The sequence below is a fragment of the Pseudomonas sp. 478 genome (genome assembly GCF_003254125.1).
In the GTDB taxonomy this organism is placed as follows: Bacteria; Pseudomonadota; Gammaproteobacteria; order Pseudomonadales; family Pseudomonadaceae; genus Aquipseudomonas.
In genome coordinates this window covers 1-17786 of sequence record NZ_QKZG01000023.1, presented here as the reverse complement: position 1 = coordinate 17786, position 17786 = coordinate 1, and the positions used below count along the sequence as shown (strand labels likewise).

Genomic DNA, 17786 nt, shown 5'->3' with positions numbered 1-17786 from the left:
CGTACAATTTATGCAGGTTTTACAGGTTTTTTTATCGTCTTTACTTTTGGCTGAAAGCCTTGTAAAACGGGGCTTTCAGCTACATCAAGCAGTAAACAGAACGCGACTGCAGGGCAAACAGCACGTCCGGGGGGCTCCCAAAGCGAACATTTCGACTATGATACCCCGGTGTGCCCAGTTGGCCTGAGCAGCACAGCACTACTGAAAATATATGTTTCTTGGAGATACACCATGTCTAATCGCCAAACCGGCACCGTTAAATGGTTCAACGATGAAAAAGGCTTCGGCTTCATCACTCCTCAAGGTGGCGGTGACGACCTGTTCGTACACTTCAAAGCTATCGAAAGCGACGGTTTCAAAAGCCTGAAAGAAGGCCAGACCGTTTCCTTCGTGGCTGAGAAAGGCCAAAAGGGTATGCAAGCTGCACAAGTCCGCGCTGAGTAATTTTCAGCCGCACTAAAAAAACCCCGTCCATGTGACGGGGTTTTTTATGGGCGACACAAACGTCTGAGCGATCAGCCGCAGTTGACGCGGGTCACAACCCGGTTGGCATCGGTGTTCAGGTTCAGACGGTCGGAACGGTACTCCAGGGTCACCATGTCGGTGGGCAAGAGGAACCGTGCATTCTGCGCGCCTGCGCGAGTACGCGCCTGCTCCAGCAGTTCAGGCGAAGCCTTTTTGCCAATGGTGAATTCGGCAGCCTTTGCCTCACAACGGCTGTGACCCGTGTCAGTCGTCGTGACAGGATCTGTTGTCGACTCGGTGGAGGTAGTGCTGCAACCGGCCAGCATGGCAACGGCCAACAAAGTACCCAATGACGCGAGCTTCCAAGGCATGAAGCCTCCTTTTTTCAATAGTTAAGCTGAGATCGTGCGACCGCCATTCTGGCGTTTGGTTTCACAGGGAGCACTAGTACCCCGCCCTCTATTCGGACACGCGGCGAGTTTGCCTGAGCATCGCCCTGCCGTTTACCACTCAATCGTGACTGAATATGAACAGCGTTCAATAGACGTCAATGTAGTCGAACGGCGGATTCGGCCAGTTCTCTTTCAGCGCATTGAAAATCTGCATGACCCAGACCTCGTCACTGGCCGCGACCAATCCTACATAACCGGATCCCTTGGCCCACGTCTCCAGACGAAACAACAGCCCGCCGATATCAGTACCGCCCACAACGCCTGACGAAATGTAGGCGATGCCGCCCTTGGTGACTCGCAATTGAGTGTGCTCATCGTCGCTGGCAGAGGCCAGCAACTGACGCACCGCCTCAAGGGTCAAGCCGTCAGGAGTGTTCAAATCGATCTGCACAGCACAGTCCTTGAAAAATCATCAAAGACCAAGTGTCGCATAGCCCTCCCCTCATGCCTAAGTCGGAGTGCCAAAAGCCGCGCAAAATGGTTAACTCGACACTCAGACTTTCCCGACTTCACGAGCGCCATCATGACCACCGTAAGTATCGACGCCGACATCAAAGCCAAGTGGCCACAGGGCCACAGCTCTTACAGCCCGGGCAGCCCGGAAGAGTTGGCAATCATTGGTATCGATTTATTGGTCAAGGAACTGGGGACGCAAGCCGCCCAGATATTCATCGCCCAGATATTCGAGAAGTACCCTACCGACTATATTGGCCTGATAGATAGCGAGTGAACGTAAACCCGCAGGCTGGCACCTGCGGGTCTATGGCTTACTTCAGACGAGCCAGACGCTCGGTCAGCAGATCAAAGAAGCCTTGGGCGTCACCGCTTTCTACCCAGAAAGCGTTCTTCGGCGCTTTCAGGCCGTCATACCAGTCGACAATGGTTTGGCCGAACGTCGGGCCTTCGCGGCTATCAACCACCACATTGACCGAACGACCGGTGAACAACTCAGGCTTGAGCAGGTAGGCGATGACCGTCGCGTCATGCACCGGGCCACCCGGAATGCCGTAGTGCTCCATGTCGCCTTTGACGTATTCATTGAGAATATCGCCCACCAGCTTGCTGGCGTTGTTGTTGATCGCTGCGATCTGCTTCAGACGCGCCTCACTGGTGAGGATCTTGTGGGTCACGTCCAGCGGCAGGTAGGTCAGCTTCACCCCACTTTTCAGCACCACTTCCGCAGCCTGTGGGTCGGCGAACAGGTTGAACTCAGCCACCGGCGTAATGTTGCCACCGTTGAAGTGCGCCCCGCCCATGATCACCACCTCCTTGATGCCCTGAACGATCTCAGGTTCCTGGATCAGCGCCAGGGCCAGGTTGGTCTGTGGACCGAGCATGGCGATGGTGATGCTGTGGGGCCTGGCAGCTTTCAAGGTGTCGATCAGGTAGTTGACCGCATTGCCCTGGGCCAGGCCTTTTTTCGGCTCATGTACGGTGACACCCGACAGTCCTTCCTTGCCATGGATGTTCTCGGCATAGATCGGCGTGCGCATCAGCGGCTTCGGAGCGCCCGCGTAGACCGGCACCTCCTCGCGCCCTGCCCACTCGCGGGCCAGCCGCGCATTACGCGACGTCTTGTCCAGACGCACATTGCCGGCGACGGTGGTCAGCGCACGAATGTTCAGCTCTTGCGGCGATGCCAGCGCAAACAGCAAGGCAACCACGTCATCGGCACCCGGATCGGTGTCGATGATCAAGTCGATCTTTTCCGCCGCCTGGGCGCTTGTTGCGGTAATCAGGGACAAAAGCAGCAGACTCCGGAGCAGGTGGTGCAGTTTCTGAGCATAGCGGGGCATAGCGCACTCCTTGTGCGTGGGACAGCAGAAAGACAACAGCGAGTTAGAACGTAACCCCAGCCACCAGCACGATGTTGCAGTACGGCTGACATTCGCCTGTACGAACAATCGCCCGCGCCTGTCGGCTGAGGACTTTGAATTGGTCATGACTGAGCAGCTCACGCCGGCCCAACGCACCGTCGGCATTCAGCTCATCGAGCGTCGCCAATGCCGAAGGCTTTTTGTCCAGGACCTCCTGGGCCAATACATGGCTCTCGACCTGCATTTCGCTGAGCACAACCTTCAATGTGCTGATGAAATCCGGGATACCGTGGGTCAGGGCCAGGTCGATCAGTTCAACGCCAGAGGGCACTGGCAAACCTGCATCGCCGATCACCACGATGTCGCCATGACCCAGGGAAGCGATCAGCCGCGACAACGCGACGTTGAGCAAAGGTGTCTTTTTCATGGTGCTTTAAAGGCCTGTACGTCGGACAAGGTGGGAATCGAGGGTTGCGCGCCAGCACGGGTCACCGACAGCGCCGCGGCAACCTGGCCGAAACGGATCGAGTCGGCTTCGCTTTTGCCGGCCGCCAGCGCGGCGGCGAAACCACCGACGAAGGTGTCGCCAGCCGCCGTGGTATCGACAGCCTTCACCTTCGGCGCAGGGAAGTGTTCGAAGCCTTTGCCGTTGGCAAACAGCGAACCTTGAGCACCGAGGGTGATGATGACCTTGCCGGCGCCCAAGGAGATCAACCGGGATGCAGCGATTTCGGCAGATGCCAGAGAATCCACTGGCAAACCACTCAGCGCCGAGGCCTCGCTTTCGTTGGGAATCAGATAATCGATGGACGCATACCAGTCCGCCGGCAGTGGACGGCTGGCCGGTGCCGGGTTGAGGATCACGGTCTTGCCCAACTCACGGCCGCGCTTGAGCGCATGACCGACAGTGGCATCCGGGACTTCCAGCTGACAGATGATCACGTCCGCCGCCCGCAATACGGCGTCGTAACGATCAATCACCTCTGCAGTCAACGCACCGTTGGCACCGGCAACGATCACGATTGCGTTCTGGCTGTTGTCATCGACCACGATCAACGCTACGCCGCTGGAATCGTCGACGGTGCTGACCGCCTGGCAATCGATCTGCTCGGCCAACAGCGCCCCGCGCAACTCTTCGCCGTAAGCATCGCTGCCCACGCAACCGACCATCGACACCTGCGCCCCCAGCCTCGCCGCAGCGACCGCCTGATTCGCGCCCTTGCCACCGGAAACCGTGGCAAACGACTCACCGATCAGCGTTTCACCGCCACGAGGCAGCCGTGGCGCCCGGGTGACCAGGTCCATGTTCAGGCTGCCTATAACCACTACTTTTGCTGGCATACGTCACTACTCATCAATTCTGTTTCAGCGGTGCTTTTGATTTAGCGGCTTTTTATTTCAACGGAACTGGGCGAACACGCCGGCCAGCGGCGCAGTCGACTCCCGCAGGACGATACTGGGCGTCACGATCCGTTGATCAGTGGCCAAATCCGGCGTGGCGATTCTTCTTAAAAGCACTTCAGCCGCCATCTCGCCGAGTTGCAGGATCGACTGCCCCACAGTGGTCAGCGCCGGGTACACATAGCGGCTCATCTGAATATCGTCGAAGCCGATCACCGACAGGTCCGTCGGCACGCGAATATTGCGCTCGGCCGCCGCTCGCAGCACACCGATGCCAATCATGTCGTTACCGGCGAAGATCGCGCTCGGCGGGTTCTTTTCCAACAGGATCGCGGCGGCGTTGTAACCGCCGGTGCTGGTGAAGTCACTTTCCAGCATGCGCTCGCGGGATACTTCGACACCCGCCTCTTTCAGGGCACGGCAATAACCGGCCAGACGCATCTGCGCCACGCTGGTACTCGCCGGGCCGCCAATGGTGGCAATGTCTCGATGCCCCAACTCCAGAAGGTGGCGGGTCGCCAGATAGGCGCCGTATTCGTGATCGATCCGCACCAGGTCGGCATTCACACCTTCCAGTCCACGGTCGACGATCACCATAGGCGTACGCACGCCTGCAAGGCCCTCCGCCAGCCCCGCATCACCGCCAGCCGAAGCGACGATCAGCCCGTCGATGCGCTTTTCCAGCAGCACGCGCAGGTAACTGCGCTGCTTGTCCGGGTTGTCATCGGAGTTGCAAAGAATCACGCAGTAGCCATTACGCTCGCAGTAATCCTCGATGCCGCGCGCCAGTTCGGCGAAGTACGGGTTGAGGCTGTTGGGCACCAGCAACCCGATGGTCGCCGTGGTTTTGGCCTTGAGGGACCGGGCCACGGCGCTGGGTACGTAGTCGAGGGTTTTGATGGCGGCCTCAACCTTGACCCGCACCTCTTCGCTCACCGGCCGGGTCTTGTTCACTACGTGGGAAACCGTGGTGTAGGAAATTCCCGCGAGCGCTGCCACATCCTTGATTGTTGCCATGACTCAGGTCCGCCGGCTTGCGCGCTGACTGCGATAAGTATCAAGCACCACCGCCACCACGATCACTGCGCCGGTGATGATGCGTTTGGTGGGCTCAGTTGCGCCGATCTGCGCGAGACCGGCCGCCAATACAGAAATGATCAAAACTCCGAAGAACGTACTGATGACCGAACCGCGACCGCCCATCAAGCTGGTGCCGCCGATCACGACCGCGGCGATCACTTGCAGCTCCAGCCCGGAGCCGGCATTCGGATCCGCCGCTTCCAGGCGAGAAATCTGGAACAGCGCAGCAATACCGGCCAGCAGCCCCATCAGACTGAAAACCAGAATCTTGTAGGGCTTCGGATTGATCCCTGCCAGACGCACCGCCTCTTCGTTGGTGCCGATGCCGATCAGGTAGCGACCGAACACGGTACGCGTCAGCACTGCCTGGGCAATAAAGATGATGAGCAAGGCAATGATGAACGACGGCGAGATGCCGACAGCGATCGGGTTGGACAACCAGGCGAAGGCGTCGCCGATGTAGGCCGTGCGCGACCCGGTCATTTGATAGGCCACACCGCGGGCCATTTCCAGCACGCCGAGGGACACGATGAACGACGGGATCCGCCACGCCACAGTGATCGAACCGGTGATGGTCCCGGCCAGTGCTGCCGCCGCCATTCCGAGCAACGCCGCAGGCAGCACGCTCCAGCCCCAGCCGAGAATCGCCACGCTGACCGTTGACGCCGCGAGCGCAAGCACCGAGCCCACCGACAGGTCGATACCGCCGATGATCAACACGAACGTCATGCCGACCGCCAGCACCATCAAGTCCGGAATCTGGTTGGCCAGGGTGCTGAAGGTGTCATAGGACAGGAAATGGCTGCTCAAAACCGAGAACAGCGCAACCATTGCCAGCAAGGCACCGGCCAGTCCCAGGTAGGTTCCGAGGCCGTAAAAGTTGCCACTACGTTTGCCGGCAGTCACTGCAGTATTCATGCGAGATCCCTAGGCGCTGCTTCGTTGAGCAACGCATCACGTTTTTGGTAGCCGGCGAACGCGGCGGCAAGCAAATCATCCTGGGTCCAGCTGTCACGCTCGAAGGTGTCGATCAGACGTCCCGCCGAGAGCACACCGATGCGGTCGCAGATCAACATCAACTCACGCAGGTCGCTGGACACCACCACGAGCGCTTTGCCTTGACGGGTCAGCTCACCGAGCAAGGCATAAATGTCAAACTTGGCGCCGACGTCGATGCCACGCGTTGGCTCGTCGAACAGCATCACCGAGCAATCACGCTCAAGCCACCGACCGATCACGACTTTCTGCTGGTTACCACCGGACAGTTCCGACACCAGTTGCGTCGGGCTGGAACTGCGGATGCGCATGGCGTCGATCTGACGCTGGGCCAGCGCCATCTCGTCACCCTTGTTGACGAAGCCACTGCTGGAAATCACCGGCATATTGCCCAAGGCAATATTCGCGCTGATCGATTGGGTCAGCAGCAGGCCTTCGCCCTTGCGGTCTTCGGTGATCAGGGCGATGCCATGACCGACCGCGTCAGCCGGTGACCGGATACTGACAACCTGTGCTGGCGAACCGAGTGCAACCGTGCCGCTGTCCGCTGTATCAGCACCGAAGATCAAGCGCAGCAACTCAGTGCGCCCTGCCCCGATCAAGCCGGAAATCCCGTAGATCTCGCCGGCGCGCACTTCGAAGGACACATCGCGAACCTTGTCGGAGCGGGTCAGCCCCTTGACCGTCAAGGCTGGAGCGCCGATCTTGCGCGGGCCCATGTCGATGTGTTCGCCGAGTTCGCGACCGACCATCAGCGTCACCAGTTGCTCGCTGTTGTAATTGGCCATCGGCTCGACGCAAACCAGGTTGCCATCGCGCAGTACCGCAATACGCTGGGCGACCCGCGCCAGCTCTTCGAGACGGTGCGAGATATAGATGATCGACACGCCGCGAGCTTGCAGACGAGTGATCTGCTCGAACAGCATCTCGACTTCACGGTTCGTCAACATTGCGGTCGGTTCGTCGAGGATCAGCACGTGGCAATCGCCGATCAGGTTGCGGGCGATCTCCACCATTTGCTGGTGACCGATGCCCAATTCGCCCACCAGCGTGTCCGGGTCAATCGCGTCGAGGCCGACCTGGGCCATGGCTTCGATCGCTGCCTTGCGCAATTGCTTGCGACTGATCCAGCCGCCCTTGCTGGGCAGGTTGTCGAGAAACAGGTTTTCCGCCACCGACAGGGTCGGCAACAGATTGAGTTCCTGCATCACCATGCGGATGCCGAGGTCTTCGGCCTGAGTGCGGCTTGCGGGGCGGTAATCCTGCCCTTGGAATTGCATGTGACCGGTGGTCGGTGTGACCAGCCCGCCGATAATCTTCGACAGCGTGCTTTTTCCCGCGCCGTTTTCGCCGGTTAGCGCCAGCACTTCACCGCGCATCAGCGTCAGGTCAATGCCGGTCAGGACCGGTTGGGCGTAGGTCTTGCCGATACCGCTGACCGAGAGGACAGCGTTCGGGGCGGAAACTGACATAAAAACTCTCCATGCGCTCGCCCTGACGGGCGAGCACCGTTGTGTCGCCAGAAGGACTACTTGGTAACCAGCTCTACCGGAGTTTCGATCACGCCATTGGTGCCGCTGTCGACTTTTTCACCCTTGATGATCTTTAGCGCAGTCTCGATGCCAAACACGGCTTGCTTGGCAGCAAACTGGTCAGCGGTAGCCAGAACGCGGCCATCCTTGAGCATTGGCTTGATGGCGTTGATGTTGTCGTAACCGACCACTTGCACCTTGCCGGCCTTGCCCGCTGCGCGCACCGCGGATACTGCGCCGACGGCCATGCTGTCGTTACCGGCCAGCAGGGCTTTGACTTGCGGGTATTCACTGAGGATCGAGGCAGCCACCTTGTTGCCTTTGTCGATTTCCCAGTCGCCGGACTGCAAAGAGACGACCTTGATCTGCGCCGCTTCCATCGCATCCTTGAAGCCTGCGGTTCTTTGCTGTGCGTTGGTGGTGGTTGAAACGCCTTCGATGATGCCGACTTCGTCTCCGGCCTTCAGTTGCTTGGCCAGGTACTCGCCCACCAGACGCGCGCCTTTGCGGTTATCCGGGCCTACGAACGGCACGGTGAGGTTTTTGCTTTTGACCACAGCCGGGTCCAGCTGGTTGTCGATGTTGATCACGGTGATACCGGCATCGATGGCTTTCTTGATCACAGGAACCATGGCCTTGGAGTCGGCCGGCGCGATGACCAGCGCATTGACCTTGGCCAGAATCATTTGCTCGACAATGCGTGTCTGGCCAGCTGTGTCGGTTTCGTCTTTGATGCCGTTGGAGATCAGCTCGAATTCGCCGGAGTGGTCTTTCTGATAGGCCTTGGCGCCGTCTTCCATGGTCAGGAAGAATTCATTGGCCAGGGACTTCATGACCAGCGCGACTTTGGGTTTTTCAGGCGTCTCGGCGAAGGCCGAAGAGATAGGTAACGCGACGGATGCGGCAGCCAGCATAGCGACAGCGAGAAGACGTCCAGCGAATGGCAGCTTCATGGGTTCACTCCGATCTTATGATTATTGTGAGCAACGCTTGCGCTGGCGCAGGCTTCATTGCGCTCACGGTGGATACCCACCGGGAGCACCGCGCAAACGTTTGCGGAGACCGAACTATGCGAACCCTGCCGACATTTGTCAACGAGTAGAAACGACCATTTATTTGAACTGGCTGACAAAAGCCGGGCATTCAAGTCATGCCGTGGTGTTGACCACCGTTCCGGTGCTGGAATCCTTGGCCAGTTCCTTGACCAGGGCCGCGGACACTTCCAGCAACGCACCATTGGTGTCGGCAATCTGTCCTTGAAATGCCATAACCACAGTGGCCTTGGCTTCCGGTGTCGGATAAGACGCCGCCTGAGCTGCGGCTAATTGTTGCTGTTGCTCGCGCAGTTGCTGTTGTAGCTCTTGCATGCGCTTGAGCAGGACTTTCACCGCCACACTCTGGTTGCTCTCGTCTGGGGTTTCGGTCTGCGCGCCCGCGCTTTTATCCAATCCCAAAGAGCCAGTCTTGACTTGGTTGCCGTCGCCTTCTTTCGTGCCCAGCGTCTTATCGGCAGCCTCTGCGGTGGCGTCGTTCAACGCTTGGATCGTAGCGGCAGACTTGCCGCCGATGGTGACGCCTGCGGCGTTTGGGAAACCAATGGATAACGACATGTGAACTCCTGAATAGAAAGATCCTTTAAAGGAGCATCGACCGAAGCGCGGGTTTCTTTAGCACTGATTCGCAATCTCGCAAGGCGACTTGCTCGACAGAGGTCGTAGTACTTTTCGGAGAGCCGAACACAAACGCTCAACGCGTTCGGAAACCCGGACAACAGGTTGTGTAATCATTCTGGAAGCTCAAACAAATACTGATACAAATCATCAAGTTAAAAGTTTTCCTCATTCAAAGTACGACTGGTACAGATCCTGCTCATCTCATTCACCCCAAGCGTTCAGATCCGCTTGGGGCGCATCTAGATGAACCTGCATCAGCACCGTCTCACTACTAGAGAGAAAAATAATGACATCTGCTTTCAAGACCTTCATTCCGGGCGCTTTGGCCCTCTTGCTGCTCCTGCCTACTGCCCTTCAGGCAAAAGAAGTCGAAACCCAACAGAAACTGGCGAACGTGGTGATCCTGGCCACCGGCGGCACCATTGCCGGCGCGGGCGCCAGCGCCGCCAATAGCGCGACCTATCAAGCGGCAAAAGTCGGCATCGAACAATTGATCGCCGGGGTTCCGGAACTCAGCCAGCTGGCTAACGTTCGTGGCGAACAGGTCATGCAGATCGCGTCCGAAAGCATCACCAACGACAACCTGCTGCAACTGGGTCGTCGCGTGGCTGAACTGGCCGACAGCAAAGACGTCGACGGCATCGTTATCACCCACGGCACCGACACCCTGGAAGAAACCGCCTACTTCCTGAACCTGGTGGAAAAAACCGACAAGCCAATCATCGTTGTCGGCTCCATGCGCCCAGGCACCGCCATGTCGGCCGATGGCATGCTGAACCTGTACAACGCAGTGGCCGTGGCCAGCAGCAAAGAAGCACGTGGCAAAGGCGTACTGGTGACCATGAACGATGAAATCCAGTCGGGTCGCGACGTCAGCAAAATGATCAACATCAAGACCGAGGCGTTCAAAAGTGCCTGGGGCCCACTCGGCATGGTGGTCGAGGGCAAATCCTACTGGTTCCGTCTGCCGGCCAAGCGTCACACCATGGACTCGGAATTCGACATCAAAACCATCAAGAGCCTGCCTGACGTCGAAATCGCCTATTCCTACGGTAACGTCAGCGATACCGCCTACAAAGCGTTGGCTCAGTCTGGCGCCAAAGCCATCATTCACGCCGGTACCGGCAATGGCTCTGTCTCGTCCCGTGTAGTCCCATCACTGCAAGCCCTGCGCAAGGACGGCGTGCAAATCATTCGTTCCTCCCACGTCAACGCCGGCGGTTTCGTACTGCGGAATGCTGAACAGCCAGACGACAAGTACGACTGGGTTGTGGCGCATGACCTGAACCCGCAAAAGGCTCGCATCCTGGCCATGGTCGCACTGACCAAGACCAACGACAGCAAAGAGCTGCAACGGATGTTCTGGGAATACTGATTCGCCCTCGCCCGACCGGTTCCGGTCGGGCACTGGTTTCACCACTCGCCACCCCAGGCGAGTGGCTCACACCCCCTTCCGACATTTCGATAAAAATCTTCCATTCGTCCTACATCAAACGGAAAAAATTGCTGTCAGAGGATTTTCTTGAATTTTAAGCAGTTGCGAAAATGCCTACAGTTAAATACTGTATGCACGTACAGCTTAATAAGGATAATTCCGTGGCCAACACCTCTGCCTCTCCTGACTCCTATGAACGCATGGGTATACGCGTTCAAAAAATCATCAATTCCCCCACCGCTCAAAAAGCCAAAGCAGCCTTGATCTTCCGTCTACCGGACGAACCCGTGGATGAGTGGGAACAATTGCTCGAAGAAATCGACGAGAACGACAACGTCACCCTCGCCTATCGCGACGATGGCGGTGTGCAGATTTTTTGGGTTGTGCCGAAGGAAGATTGAGTCAATGAGTGTCCGCTGGCTTGCTTTGCTGTTTTTGTTCATCACCCTCGGCGTCCAGGCTGGCGCCCCACGCACTTTCAACGAAGCCAAGAAAGTTGCCTGGAAGCTCTACGCACCGCAATCCACAGAGTTCTATTGCGGGTGCAAATACACCGGCAATAAGGTCAACCTCGCAGCCTGCGGTTATGTACCGCGTAAAAATGCCAAGCGCGCTTCCCGCATCGAGTGGGAGCACATTGTTCCGGCCTGGCAGATCGGCCATCAGCGTCAGTGCTGGCAAGAAGGTGGGCGCAAGAACTGCACGCGTTACGATCCGGCTTACCAGAAGGCTGAAGCCGACCTGCACAACCTGGTACCGAGCATTGGTGAGGTGAATGGCGATCGCAGCAACTTCAGTTTCGGCTGGTTGCCGGTGCAGTCGGGCCAATATGGCTCGTGTCTGACCCAAGTCGACTTCAAAGCGAAGAAGGTCATGCCCCGCCCGTCCATCCGCGGCATGATCGCTCGAACGTATTTCTACATGAGCAAACAGTACGGTTTGCGCCTGTCGAAACAGGATCGACAACTGTACGAAGCCTGGAGCAAAACCTATCCGGTAGAGGCCTGGGAACGACAGCGCAACCAACGCGTGGCGTGCGTCATGGGACGCGGCAACGAGTTTGTCGGCCCGGTCGACATGAAAGCCTGCGGTTAAGCGTTCACTGAAAACACAAAGGCCTCGGGTTTAATGCAAGCAGTCCACTTGAGTACCTGATTGCATCGGTACTGATCACTCGTTTGAATTGCCACCGCGAATAGCAACCCGTTTTCTTGATTTCAAAGGAAATGACTCGCCCTTGCATCAAACGCAGTTCCCACCCATCCTCGCTGGATCGCCCCAGACAAGGGCGGATTTGTCGCGTCGCAATTCTAATCAGGAGATATCAATGACTTTCGTCGCAATTGTGTATTCATCCGGAGGAGGTCACACCCAGACTGTTGCGGAGCATGTCAAGCGAGGCGCAGAAGAGGTTGCGGGAACATGCGCCGAACTCATCAAGATCGTGCCCGCTCAGATCGGTAGTGATGGCAGATGGCGTGACGACGCTGTCATGAGCCGGCTAGCGGCGGCTGACGCCATCGTTTTTGGTGCGCCCACCTATATGGGATCGGCCCATGGATTGTTCAAGCTGTTCCTCGAGGCTGGCATCGTGCCTTGGCGCAGCCAGGAGTGGAAGGACAAGATCGCAGCCGGCTTCACAAACTCTGGAGCGCGCTCCGGCGACAAGCTCGTAACGCTGCAGCAAATGTCGATCTTCGCGGCGCAAATGGGAATGATGTGGGTAAGCGCCGGGGATTTGCCTGGTGGCAACTATACCGATGGCGGTTTCACCGACGTGAACGTCAACGGATCATGGCTAGGCCTGATGACTCAAAGCTTGAATGATGGCACGGCGGAGAATGCTCCGCACCCAGGCGACAGGCTTAGCGCGGAGCGCTTTGGACGCAGGGTTGCGCGGGCGACAGCACGCTGGGCGGTCGGTGCGGACCAGTTTCCTTCCCAGCGGATCGACGCACAAGAGAACCGGCGGCGGAATCTCGCCGGGATCGACGAATGGCGCCAGTTTGACGACTGATCTGATCCTCAACCGGTGGGATCAGATATTAGATAAATGGCGCATATCGAGAAAGTCCGCTTTGCCGCGGGTAAGGCCGTGGCATCGGCGACCAGTAGCAGATGTTTGAGCTGCTGAGGCGGCTTCCATTCGAAACCACCCGCGTCTTGCGCCGAAAACTGGCGATCAGGTGCGACGATCTGGATCGGCTCACCCGCCGCGGCATGAATTGCCCAGCGGGATGCAGGGCCGGTTTCGCCGTGCAACTCGAAGTTGATATCCACTTTGCCTGCTCGGCACGCAATGGTGTAAGTGCGCATTGCCGGGCGCTGGGCAACCGGCATCGAGCGGTAACGTGCGCACCATCCATCGCCATGAGCGAGCCTGGCAGGCATTCCATCAAAAGCAGCCTGAAAAAGGACTGCTACTGGGCCACTGGATGGTCGAGAACCAACAATTCGATGTTCTGTTTCTTCGCCCGGGTGAGCGCCGCGCGCACTTCTGTCTGTTTGGCCTCAGCCTCGGCTTTCGAACTGAATGGCCCGAGCAGAATCCGGGTCTTTCCGTTTTCCTTGACGATATTGGAAACGAAACTGTGCTCAATCAGCCAGCCGCTCAAATCGCTGACCGCCTGAGGTGTTTCGCCTCGAACTTCGAGATCCCATTGTGGTGCGGATGCCATCGAAGGTGCAGTCGCAGCTACCGGTTGCGGCTTTTGCGCGTCAACACTCTTGCCCTCACCGCATCCCGCCAGCGCCAATACCGCAATTACCAAGACTATTTTGCGCACAACGCTTCCCTCAGAATGCTTAAAGCGGCGATTTTAGCATCCATGAATACTTCCCGAGTGCCGCAAAATGGGCTTAAAACAACGAGAATGATGGTTGCGGCCTCTGTATAGTTACGCCTTGGGAATTAATGCAGCATCTGTGCGTCAGAAAGAGGCACCCAAACCGTGAGACTTCGCACTAATCTATACATACCACCGACCTCTGCACTGTCCGAATCAGGTGCCCCACAAAGCAATCAAGGAGAAGACCATGCTGATACTCACCCGCAAAGTCGGTGAAAGCATAAATATTGGTGATGACATTACGATCACCATTCTGGGCGTTAGCGGCCAGCAAGTCAGAATTGGCATCAATGCCCCGAAAGACGTTGCGGTTCATCGCGAAGAAATCTATCAGCGCATTCAGGCTGGCCTCACCGCTCCAGACAAACCGCAGACTCCCTGAATCCTGCTGCAGTCAGTAGCCAGCCCGTTCGTTACAGCGCAATGGCTGGCTAAAGATTCATGCTCGGCATTTTGCTGAGCCTCGCCTCCTCCCCCATTACGTGAAGCCGATGCTACCGGCTTCGGCCACGCCGTGACTGTCAGATTATTCGCTTTAACCCCGACGAATCACGCCGTTATGAGCCGAAGGTCACACCGCGCGCCATGCCGGTGGCCGCAATCACCATCAACATCAACAACAGCGCTTCGATATGACTGATGCGTGCAAACAGCCTGGCTCGGCCCTGGTCAATCGAAGCGCCCCTGCCCAAGGCGATCCGCCACTTGATCAAGGTAATCATGGGGGCCGCTTCAAGCAGCAGAATGATCACGAACAGCGTCATCTTCAGATGGAACAACGGCTGATGAAGGTAATAGTCGGTGCCTTTTTCGTACCCACCGAAGGCCCGCATCAAACCTGTGATCAGCAAAATACCCGCACAGATGCCCCATACGTTATCGGCAACCAGCACATTGCGAACCTGCGCCGTACCGACGGCCAGGCGGCTTAACGCCGTCCCTCGGGTGAGTACCGCCCAGAGGCCCAAGGCAACAGCCAAGAGATGGATCGCCGCAAGAAACCAGTGAAACAGCATAGAGATGCTCCTGACAGGGATAAGGAAATGGGCTTGTCAGTAGTAGTCCACAATCTGGAAATCTGCCTGCAGGCCGTGACATGACTGGCGAACAGCCACCTATCCCCCTATCATGCCGCCCACTGGCCCTTGCGTAAGGAGCCAGAGGATAAACATTCAAAAGGGAATAGACGTGAAAGAGTTCGTAATTGGCGTAAACAACGTAGTTCTGTACGTCGCACTGGCCGTTATCTGGATCGCCGCAGTGGTCATGATCTTCGTTCAGGGCTTCTGGTCCGGAGCAGGCGTTTTCATTACCGGCACCCTGACGTGGTGCATCATCTCCGGCTTCTGGTTTGTACAGTCGGCGACTTATGAAGAACTGAAGAAGTTGAACGCCAAGTAAGATTGGTTTTAGTGGGTTGGACCTACCATGCAGGTCCGACGTTGTTGAGATGAACCACGCCAGTAGTGGTTCATGCTCTTCATGCAACATTTGTAACGAGGGGGCAATCCCCTCGTTACAGTGCCTGGCGACGACCCAGGCTTGTGGTTATCCAGTACGCGATTGATCGCCAACTCACCCCTCATGATTACCTGTTGCAGCACTCCAGCATCGTCTTGCACGAGTTCCAGATGTGAAGAGCCCAGCGCGATGGCTGGGCTCTGGTTATTTTCTGTTTTCCATCATCTTGTCGGCGAGAGCTTTGGCCCTTTCAATCAACAGGTTCTGCCTGTCTTCATGAGTAGCGCCTCCTACAACCGGTGCGGTCAAATTGCTTTCCGCAATCAACGCAGCGCAGAAGTATTGATCCCAAACAGCTCTGTCCTCAGATACCGGCTTGTTCATTTGGTCGGCGATCATATGCGGCTCCTTTTGATGAGGTAGCACCGCTATCTTACGCCTGAATCACTGGCAATCCGTGCCGCTAAAGCTGATCGGCATACCGGGCGATCATTGACCGGGCCGAGGGCCGATGGCCAGCGCATTCAGTCGTCTCTATCGTCACGATCACGATCACGATCACGATCACGATTGCGGTCATACCCATGATCATGGTCACGACGATCGTATCGGCGGTCATACCCTCGATCATCGTCATACCCGCGGTCGTATCCACGACGGTAATCATGATCTCGATCACGATCTCGCCCGTACCTTTCTCCGTCGTCCCAGTGAGGCCCACAGCCTCCCAGCAGGAGAGAGCCTGAAATGGCCATGAACATTATTACTGCACGCTTCATTTGAACGTCCTGAATGCAAAGGTCAGCGATATGACCATGAGGCCGCTTAATGATTCACAGGTCAGGTACAGCAAGCCAAATCCAAAGCCTGTCTGGAGGGGTAATGCTGTTCACTTAAGACATTCTTCAGTCGAGCTAGAGCCTGTGGCGAGGGGATTTATCGGAATGCCGCACCACCCCGTTCGGCTGCGAAGCAGTCGTAATCCAGACAACTTAGTCTGTCTGAAAAGACGCTGGGGCCGCTTCGCAGCCCAACGGGGCGGTGCGACGTTTCGCTCAATCCCCTCGCCACAAATATGGACGCCGCGCTTAAGTGAACAGCATTAGTCTGGAGGGGGGTGCCGAGCTGGCATTTTGAGTGGGGTTTTGAAAAAGTTTTTCAAAACGCAAGCAACAAAAAAGGGCCCACCTTTCGGTGAGCCCTTCTAGACCGCCCAGCAGAGCGGATTTTGTTTGGTAGGCGCGATTGGACTCGAACCAACGACCCCCACCATGTCAAGGTGGTGCTCTAACCAACTGAGCTACGTGCCTGCTGTGAGGCGGCATTCTACGGAATTCCGGAGGGGTGTCAACACCTTTTTTCGAGCTAACCCTATGAATATGCAAAATATTTAATTTTGCGGCTGCAAAGAAGATTTTGCGGTGGCTGGCGGTCGTTTTTTATCTCGGGTAGGATCGACGCACTCGTAAAATATATTAAACAGAGGCTGCAGGATGGCGAACACCCCCTACCCGGATTCCTATTACGCCGCATCGGCCAATCCGGCTCCGCCGCGCCCGGCCTTGCAGGATGACGTGGAGACTGATGTCTGTGTGATCGGTGCCGGTTATACCGGTCTGTCCTCTGCCCTGTTTCTGCTGGAAAACGGTTTCCGGGTCACGGTGCTTGAAGCGGCGAAGGTAGGTTTTGGTGCGTCAGGGCGTAACGGTGGCCAGATCGTTAACAGTTATAGCCGCGACATCGATGTGATCGAGCGCAGTGTCGGTCCCAAGCAGGCTCAGTTGCTGGGGCAGATGGCGTTCGAAGGTGGGCGGATCATTCGTGAGCGGGTTGCCAAATATAATATCCAGTGCGACCTGAAGGACGGTGGCGTATTCGCTGCCATTACCGCCAAGCAGATGGGCCATCTGGAATCCCAGAAGCGTCTGTGGGAGCGCTTCGGTCACACGCAGCTTGAATTGATGGATCAGCGTCGCATCCGTGAAGTGGTCGCGTGCGATCAATACATCGGCGGCATGCTCGACATGAGCGGCGGGCACATTCATCCGCTGAACCTGGTGTTGGGTGAAGCGGCAGCCGTCGAGTCGCTGGGCGGCACCATTTATGAGCAATCGCCGGCGGTGCGCATCGAGCGCGGCGCGAATCCGGTGGTGCATACCCCTCAAGGCAAGGTCAGGGCCAAGTTCATCATCGTGGCGGGCAATGCGTATCTCGGTAATCTGGTGCCGGAACTGGCCGCCAAATCGATGCCCTGCGGGACTCAGGTGATCACCACTGAACCCTTGGGCGAAGCATTGGCCAAGAGCCTGTTGCCGCAGGATTACTGCGTCGAAGACTGCAATTACCTGCTCGACTACTACCGTTTGACCGCAGACAAGCGCCTGGTTTTCGGCGGTGGCGTGGTGTATGGCGCGCGGGATCCGGCGAACATCGAGGCAATAATTCGGCCGAAGATGCTCAAGGCTTTCCCGCAGCTCAAGGACGTGAAGATCGATTACGCCTGGACCGGCAATTTCCTGCTGACCTTGTCACGACTTCCTCAGGTCGGACGCCTGGGCGACAACATCTACTATTCCCAGGGTTGCAGCGGCCATGGCGTGACGTATACGCACCTGGCGGGCAAGG

24 protein-coding genes and 1 tRNA gene are annotated in these 17786 nt (G+C 57.2%); 9 read left to right on the top strand and 16 right to left on the bottom strand.

Annotated features, from left to right (window positions below):
• Positions 1-231 precede the first annotated feature (231 nt).
• Positions 232-444 carry a cold-shock protein gene (locus DFS28_RS29850; protein ID WP_007905882.1) on the top strand — a complete coding sequence of 71 codons (213 nt, stop codon included), beginning with the start codon at positions 232-234 and terminating at the stop codon, positions 442-444.
• A gap of 71 nt (positions 445-515) precedes the next feature.
• Here DFS28_RS29850 and DFS28_RS29845 read toward each other — a convergent pair whose 3' ends face one another.
• A complete protein-coding gene (locus tag DFS28_RS29845) occupies positions 516-836 on the bottom strand; it encodes an I78 family peptidase inhibitor (RefSeq protein ID WP_033061805.1) in 321 nt (106 codons plus the stop codon).
• 166 nt (positions 837-1002) lie between these two features.
• On the bottom strand, positions 1003-1308 hold the full coding sequence (locus DFS28_RS29840; protein ID WP_111452648.1) for a hypothetical protein: 306 nt from the start codon (positions 1306-1308) through the stop codon (positions 1003-1005).
• Between the two features lie 132 nt (positions 1309-1440).
• Here DFS28_RS29840 and DFS28_RS29835 point away from each other — a divergent pair, with 132 nt between their 5' ends.
• A complete protein-coding gene (locus tag DFS28_RS29835; RefSeq protein WP_008145651.1) occupies positions 1441-1647 on the top strand; it encodes a hypothetical protein in 207 nt (68 codons plus the stop codon).
• A 37-nt stretch (positions 1648-1684) separates the two neighbouring features.
• Here DFS28_RS29835 and DFS28_RS29830 read toward each other — a convergent pair whose 3' ends face one another.
• The 8 genes from DFS28_RS29830 to DFS28_RS29795 form a co-directional block, all read right to left on the bottom strand.
• The gene (locus DFS28_RS29830) at positions 1685-2713 is read right to left on the bottom strand and encodes a nucleoside hydrolase (protein WP_111452647.1); all 1029 of its coding nucleotides are present in this window, start codon (positions 2711-2713) and stop codon (positions 1685-1687) included.
• Between the two features lie 43 nt (positions 2714-2756).
• The gene (gene rbsD / locus DFS28_RS29825) at positions 2757-3161 is read right to left on the bottom strand and encodes a D-ribose pyranase (RefSeq protein ID WP_111452646.1); all 405 of its coding nucleotides are present in this window, start codon (positions 3159-3161) and stop codon (positions 2757-2759) included.
• On the bottom strand, positions 3158-4075 hold the full coding sequence (gene rbsK, locus DFS28_RS29820; RefSeq protein ID WP_111452645.1) for a ribokinase: 918 nt from the start codon (positions 4073-4075) through the stop codon (positions 3158-3160). The genes rbsD and rbsK overlap by 4 nt, the downstream gene beginning before the upstream one ends.
• 57 nt (positions 4076-4132) lie before the next feature.
• Positions 4133-5152 carry a LacI family DNA-binding transcriptional regulator gene (locus DFS28_RS29815; protein WP_111452644.1) on the bottom strand — a complete coding sequence of 340 codons (1020 nt, stop codon included), beginning with the start codon at positions 5150-5152 and terminating at the stop codon, positions 4133-4135.
• A 3-nt stretch (positions 5153-5155) separates the two neighbouring features.
• Positions 5156-6133 (bottom strand): ABC transporter permease, encoded by a 978-nt coding sequence (locus tag DFS28_RS29810; RefSeq protein ID WP_111452643.1) that lies wholly within the window; start codon positions 6131-6133, stop codon positions 5156-5158.
• Positions 6130-7683: a sugar ABC transporter ATP-binding protein gene (locus DFS28_RS29805; protein ID WP_111452642.1), complete on the bottom strand. Its 1554-nt coding sequence runs from the start codon at positions 7681-7683 to the stop codon at positions 6130-6132. The genes DFS28_RS29810 and DFS28_RS29805 overlap by 4 nt, the downstream gene beginning before the upstream one ends.
• Before the next feature lie 56 nt (positions 7684-7739).
• Positions 7740-8696: a sugar ABC transporter substrate-binding protein gene (locus DFS28_RS29800; RefSeq protein ID WP_111452641.1), complete on the bottom strand. Its 957-nt coding sequence runs from the start codon at positions 8694-8696 to the stop codon at positions 7740-7742.
• A gap of 195 nt (positions 8697-8891) precedes the next feature.
• Entirely contained in the window at positions 8892-9353 is a 462-nt protein-coding gene (locus tag DFS28_RS29795; RefSeq protein ID WP_111452640.1) for a hypothetical protein, read from the bottom strand.
• Positions 9354-9702: 349 nt separating this feature from the next.
• Between DFS28_RS29795 and DFS28_RS29790 the strand changes: the two genes are divergently transcribed.
• From DFS28_RS29790 to DFS28_RS29775, 4 genes are all read left to right on the top strand, one after another.
• Complete coding sequence (locus tag DFS28_RS29790; protein ID WP_111452639.1) at positions 9703-10791, top strand: asparaginase; 1089 nt, start codon at positions 9703-9705, stop codon at positions 10789-10791.
• A 170-nt stretch (positions 10792-10961) separates the two neighbouring features.
• Positions 10962-11252 (top strand): DUF1654 domain-containing protein, encoded by a 291-nt coding sequence (locus DFS28_RS29785; protein WP_111452638.1) that lies wholly within the window; start codon positions 10962-10964, stop codon positions 11250-11252.
• Positions 11253-11256: 4 nt separating this feature from the next.
• Entirely contained in the window at positions 11257-11946 is a 690-nt protein-coding gene (locus DFS28_RS29780) for an endonuclease (protein WP_111452637.1), read from the top strand.
• Positions 11947-12178: 232 nt separating this feature from the next.
• Positions 12179-12868 (top strand): flavodoxin family protein, encoded by a 690-nt coding sequence (locus tag DFS28_RS29775; RefSeq protein ID WP_111452636.1) that lies wholly within the window; start codon positions 12179-12181, stop codon positions 12866-12868.
• Positions 12869-12876: 8 nt separating this feature from the next.
• On the opposite strand, the gene DFS28_RS29770 is transcribed toward DFS28_RS29775, so the two are convergent.
• A complete protein-coding gene (locus tag DFS28_RS29770) occupies positions 12877-13305 on the bottom strand; it encodes a siderophore-interacting protein (RefSeq protein WP_371922186.1) in 429 nt (142 codons plus the stop codon).
• On the bottom strand, positions 13272-13637 hold the full coding sequence (locus tag DFS28_RS29765; RefSeq protein WP_111452635.1) for an SPOR domain-containing protein: 366 nt from the start codon (positions 13635-13637) through the stop codon (positions 13272-13274). Before DFS28_RS29765 ends, DFS28_RS29770 begins: the two co-directional genes overlap by 34 nt.
• Positions 13638-13887: 250 nt before the next feature.
• Between DFS28_RS29765 and csrA the strand changes: the two genes are divergently transcribed.
• Complete coding sequence (gene csrA, locus DFS28_RS29760) at positions 13888-14082, top strand: carbon storage regulator CsrA (RefSeq protein ID WP_007938114.1); 195 nt, start codon at positions 13888-13890, stop codon at positions 14080-14082.
• 175 nt (positions 14083-14257) lie between these two features.
• On the opposite strand, the gene DFS28_RS29755 is transcribed toward csrA, so the two are convergent.
• Positions 14258-14716: a DUF2214 family protein gene (locus tag DFS28_RS29755; RefSeq protein ID WP_111452634.1), complete on the bottom strand. Its 459-nt coding sequence runs from the start codon at positions 14714-14716 to the stop codon at positions 14258-14260.
• Positions 14717-14888: 172 nt separating this feature from the next.
• Between DFS28_RS29755 and DFS28_RS29750 the strand changes: the two genes are divergently transcribed.
• On the top strand, positions 14889-15101 hold the full coding sequence (locus tag DFS28_RS29750; RefSeq protein WP_111452633.1) for a hypothetical protein: 213 nt from the start codon (positions 14889-14891) through the stop codon (positions 15099-15101).
• A 264-nt stretch (positions 15102-15365) separates the two neighbouring features.
• Here the strand turns inward: DFS28_RS29750 and DFS28_RS29740 are convergent, their stop codons facing one another.
• From DFS28_RS29740 to DFS28_RS29730, 3 genes are all read right to left on the bottom strand, one after another.
• A complete protein-coding gene (locus tag DFS28_RS29740) occupies positions 15366-15560 on the bottom strand; it encodes a hypothetical protein (protein WP_111452631.1) in 195 nt (64 codons plus the stop codon).
• 125 nt (positions 15561-15685) lie between these two features.
• The gene (locus DFS28_RS31305; RefSeq protein ID WP_111452630.1) at positions 15686-15940 is read right to left on the bottom strand and encodes a hypothetical protein; all 255 of its coding nucleotides are present in this window, start codon (positions 15938-15940) and stop codon (positions 15686-15688) included.
• Between the two features lie 454 nt (positions 15941-16394).
• A tRNA-Val gene (locus DFS28_RS29730) sits at positions 16395-16471 on the bottom strand.
• 183 nt (positions 16472-16654) lie between these two features.
• Between DFS28_RS29730 and DFS28_RS29725 the strand changes: the two genes are divergently transcribed.
• The coding region (locus DFS28_RS29725) for an FAD-binding oxidoreductase (protein ID WP_111452629.1) at positions 16655-17786 on the top strand (1132 nt) is incomplete at its 3' end.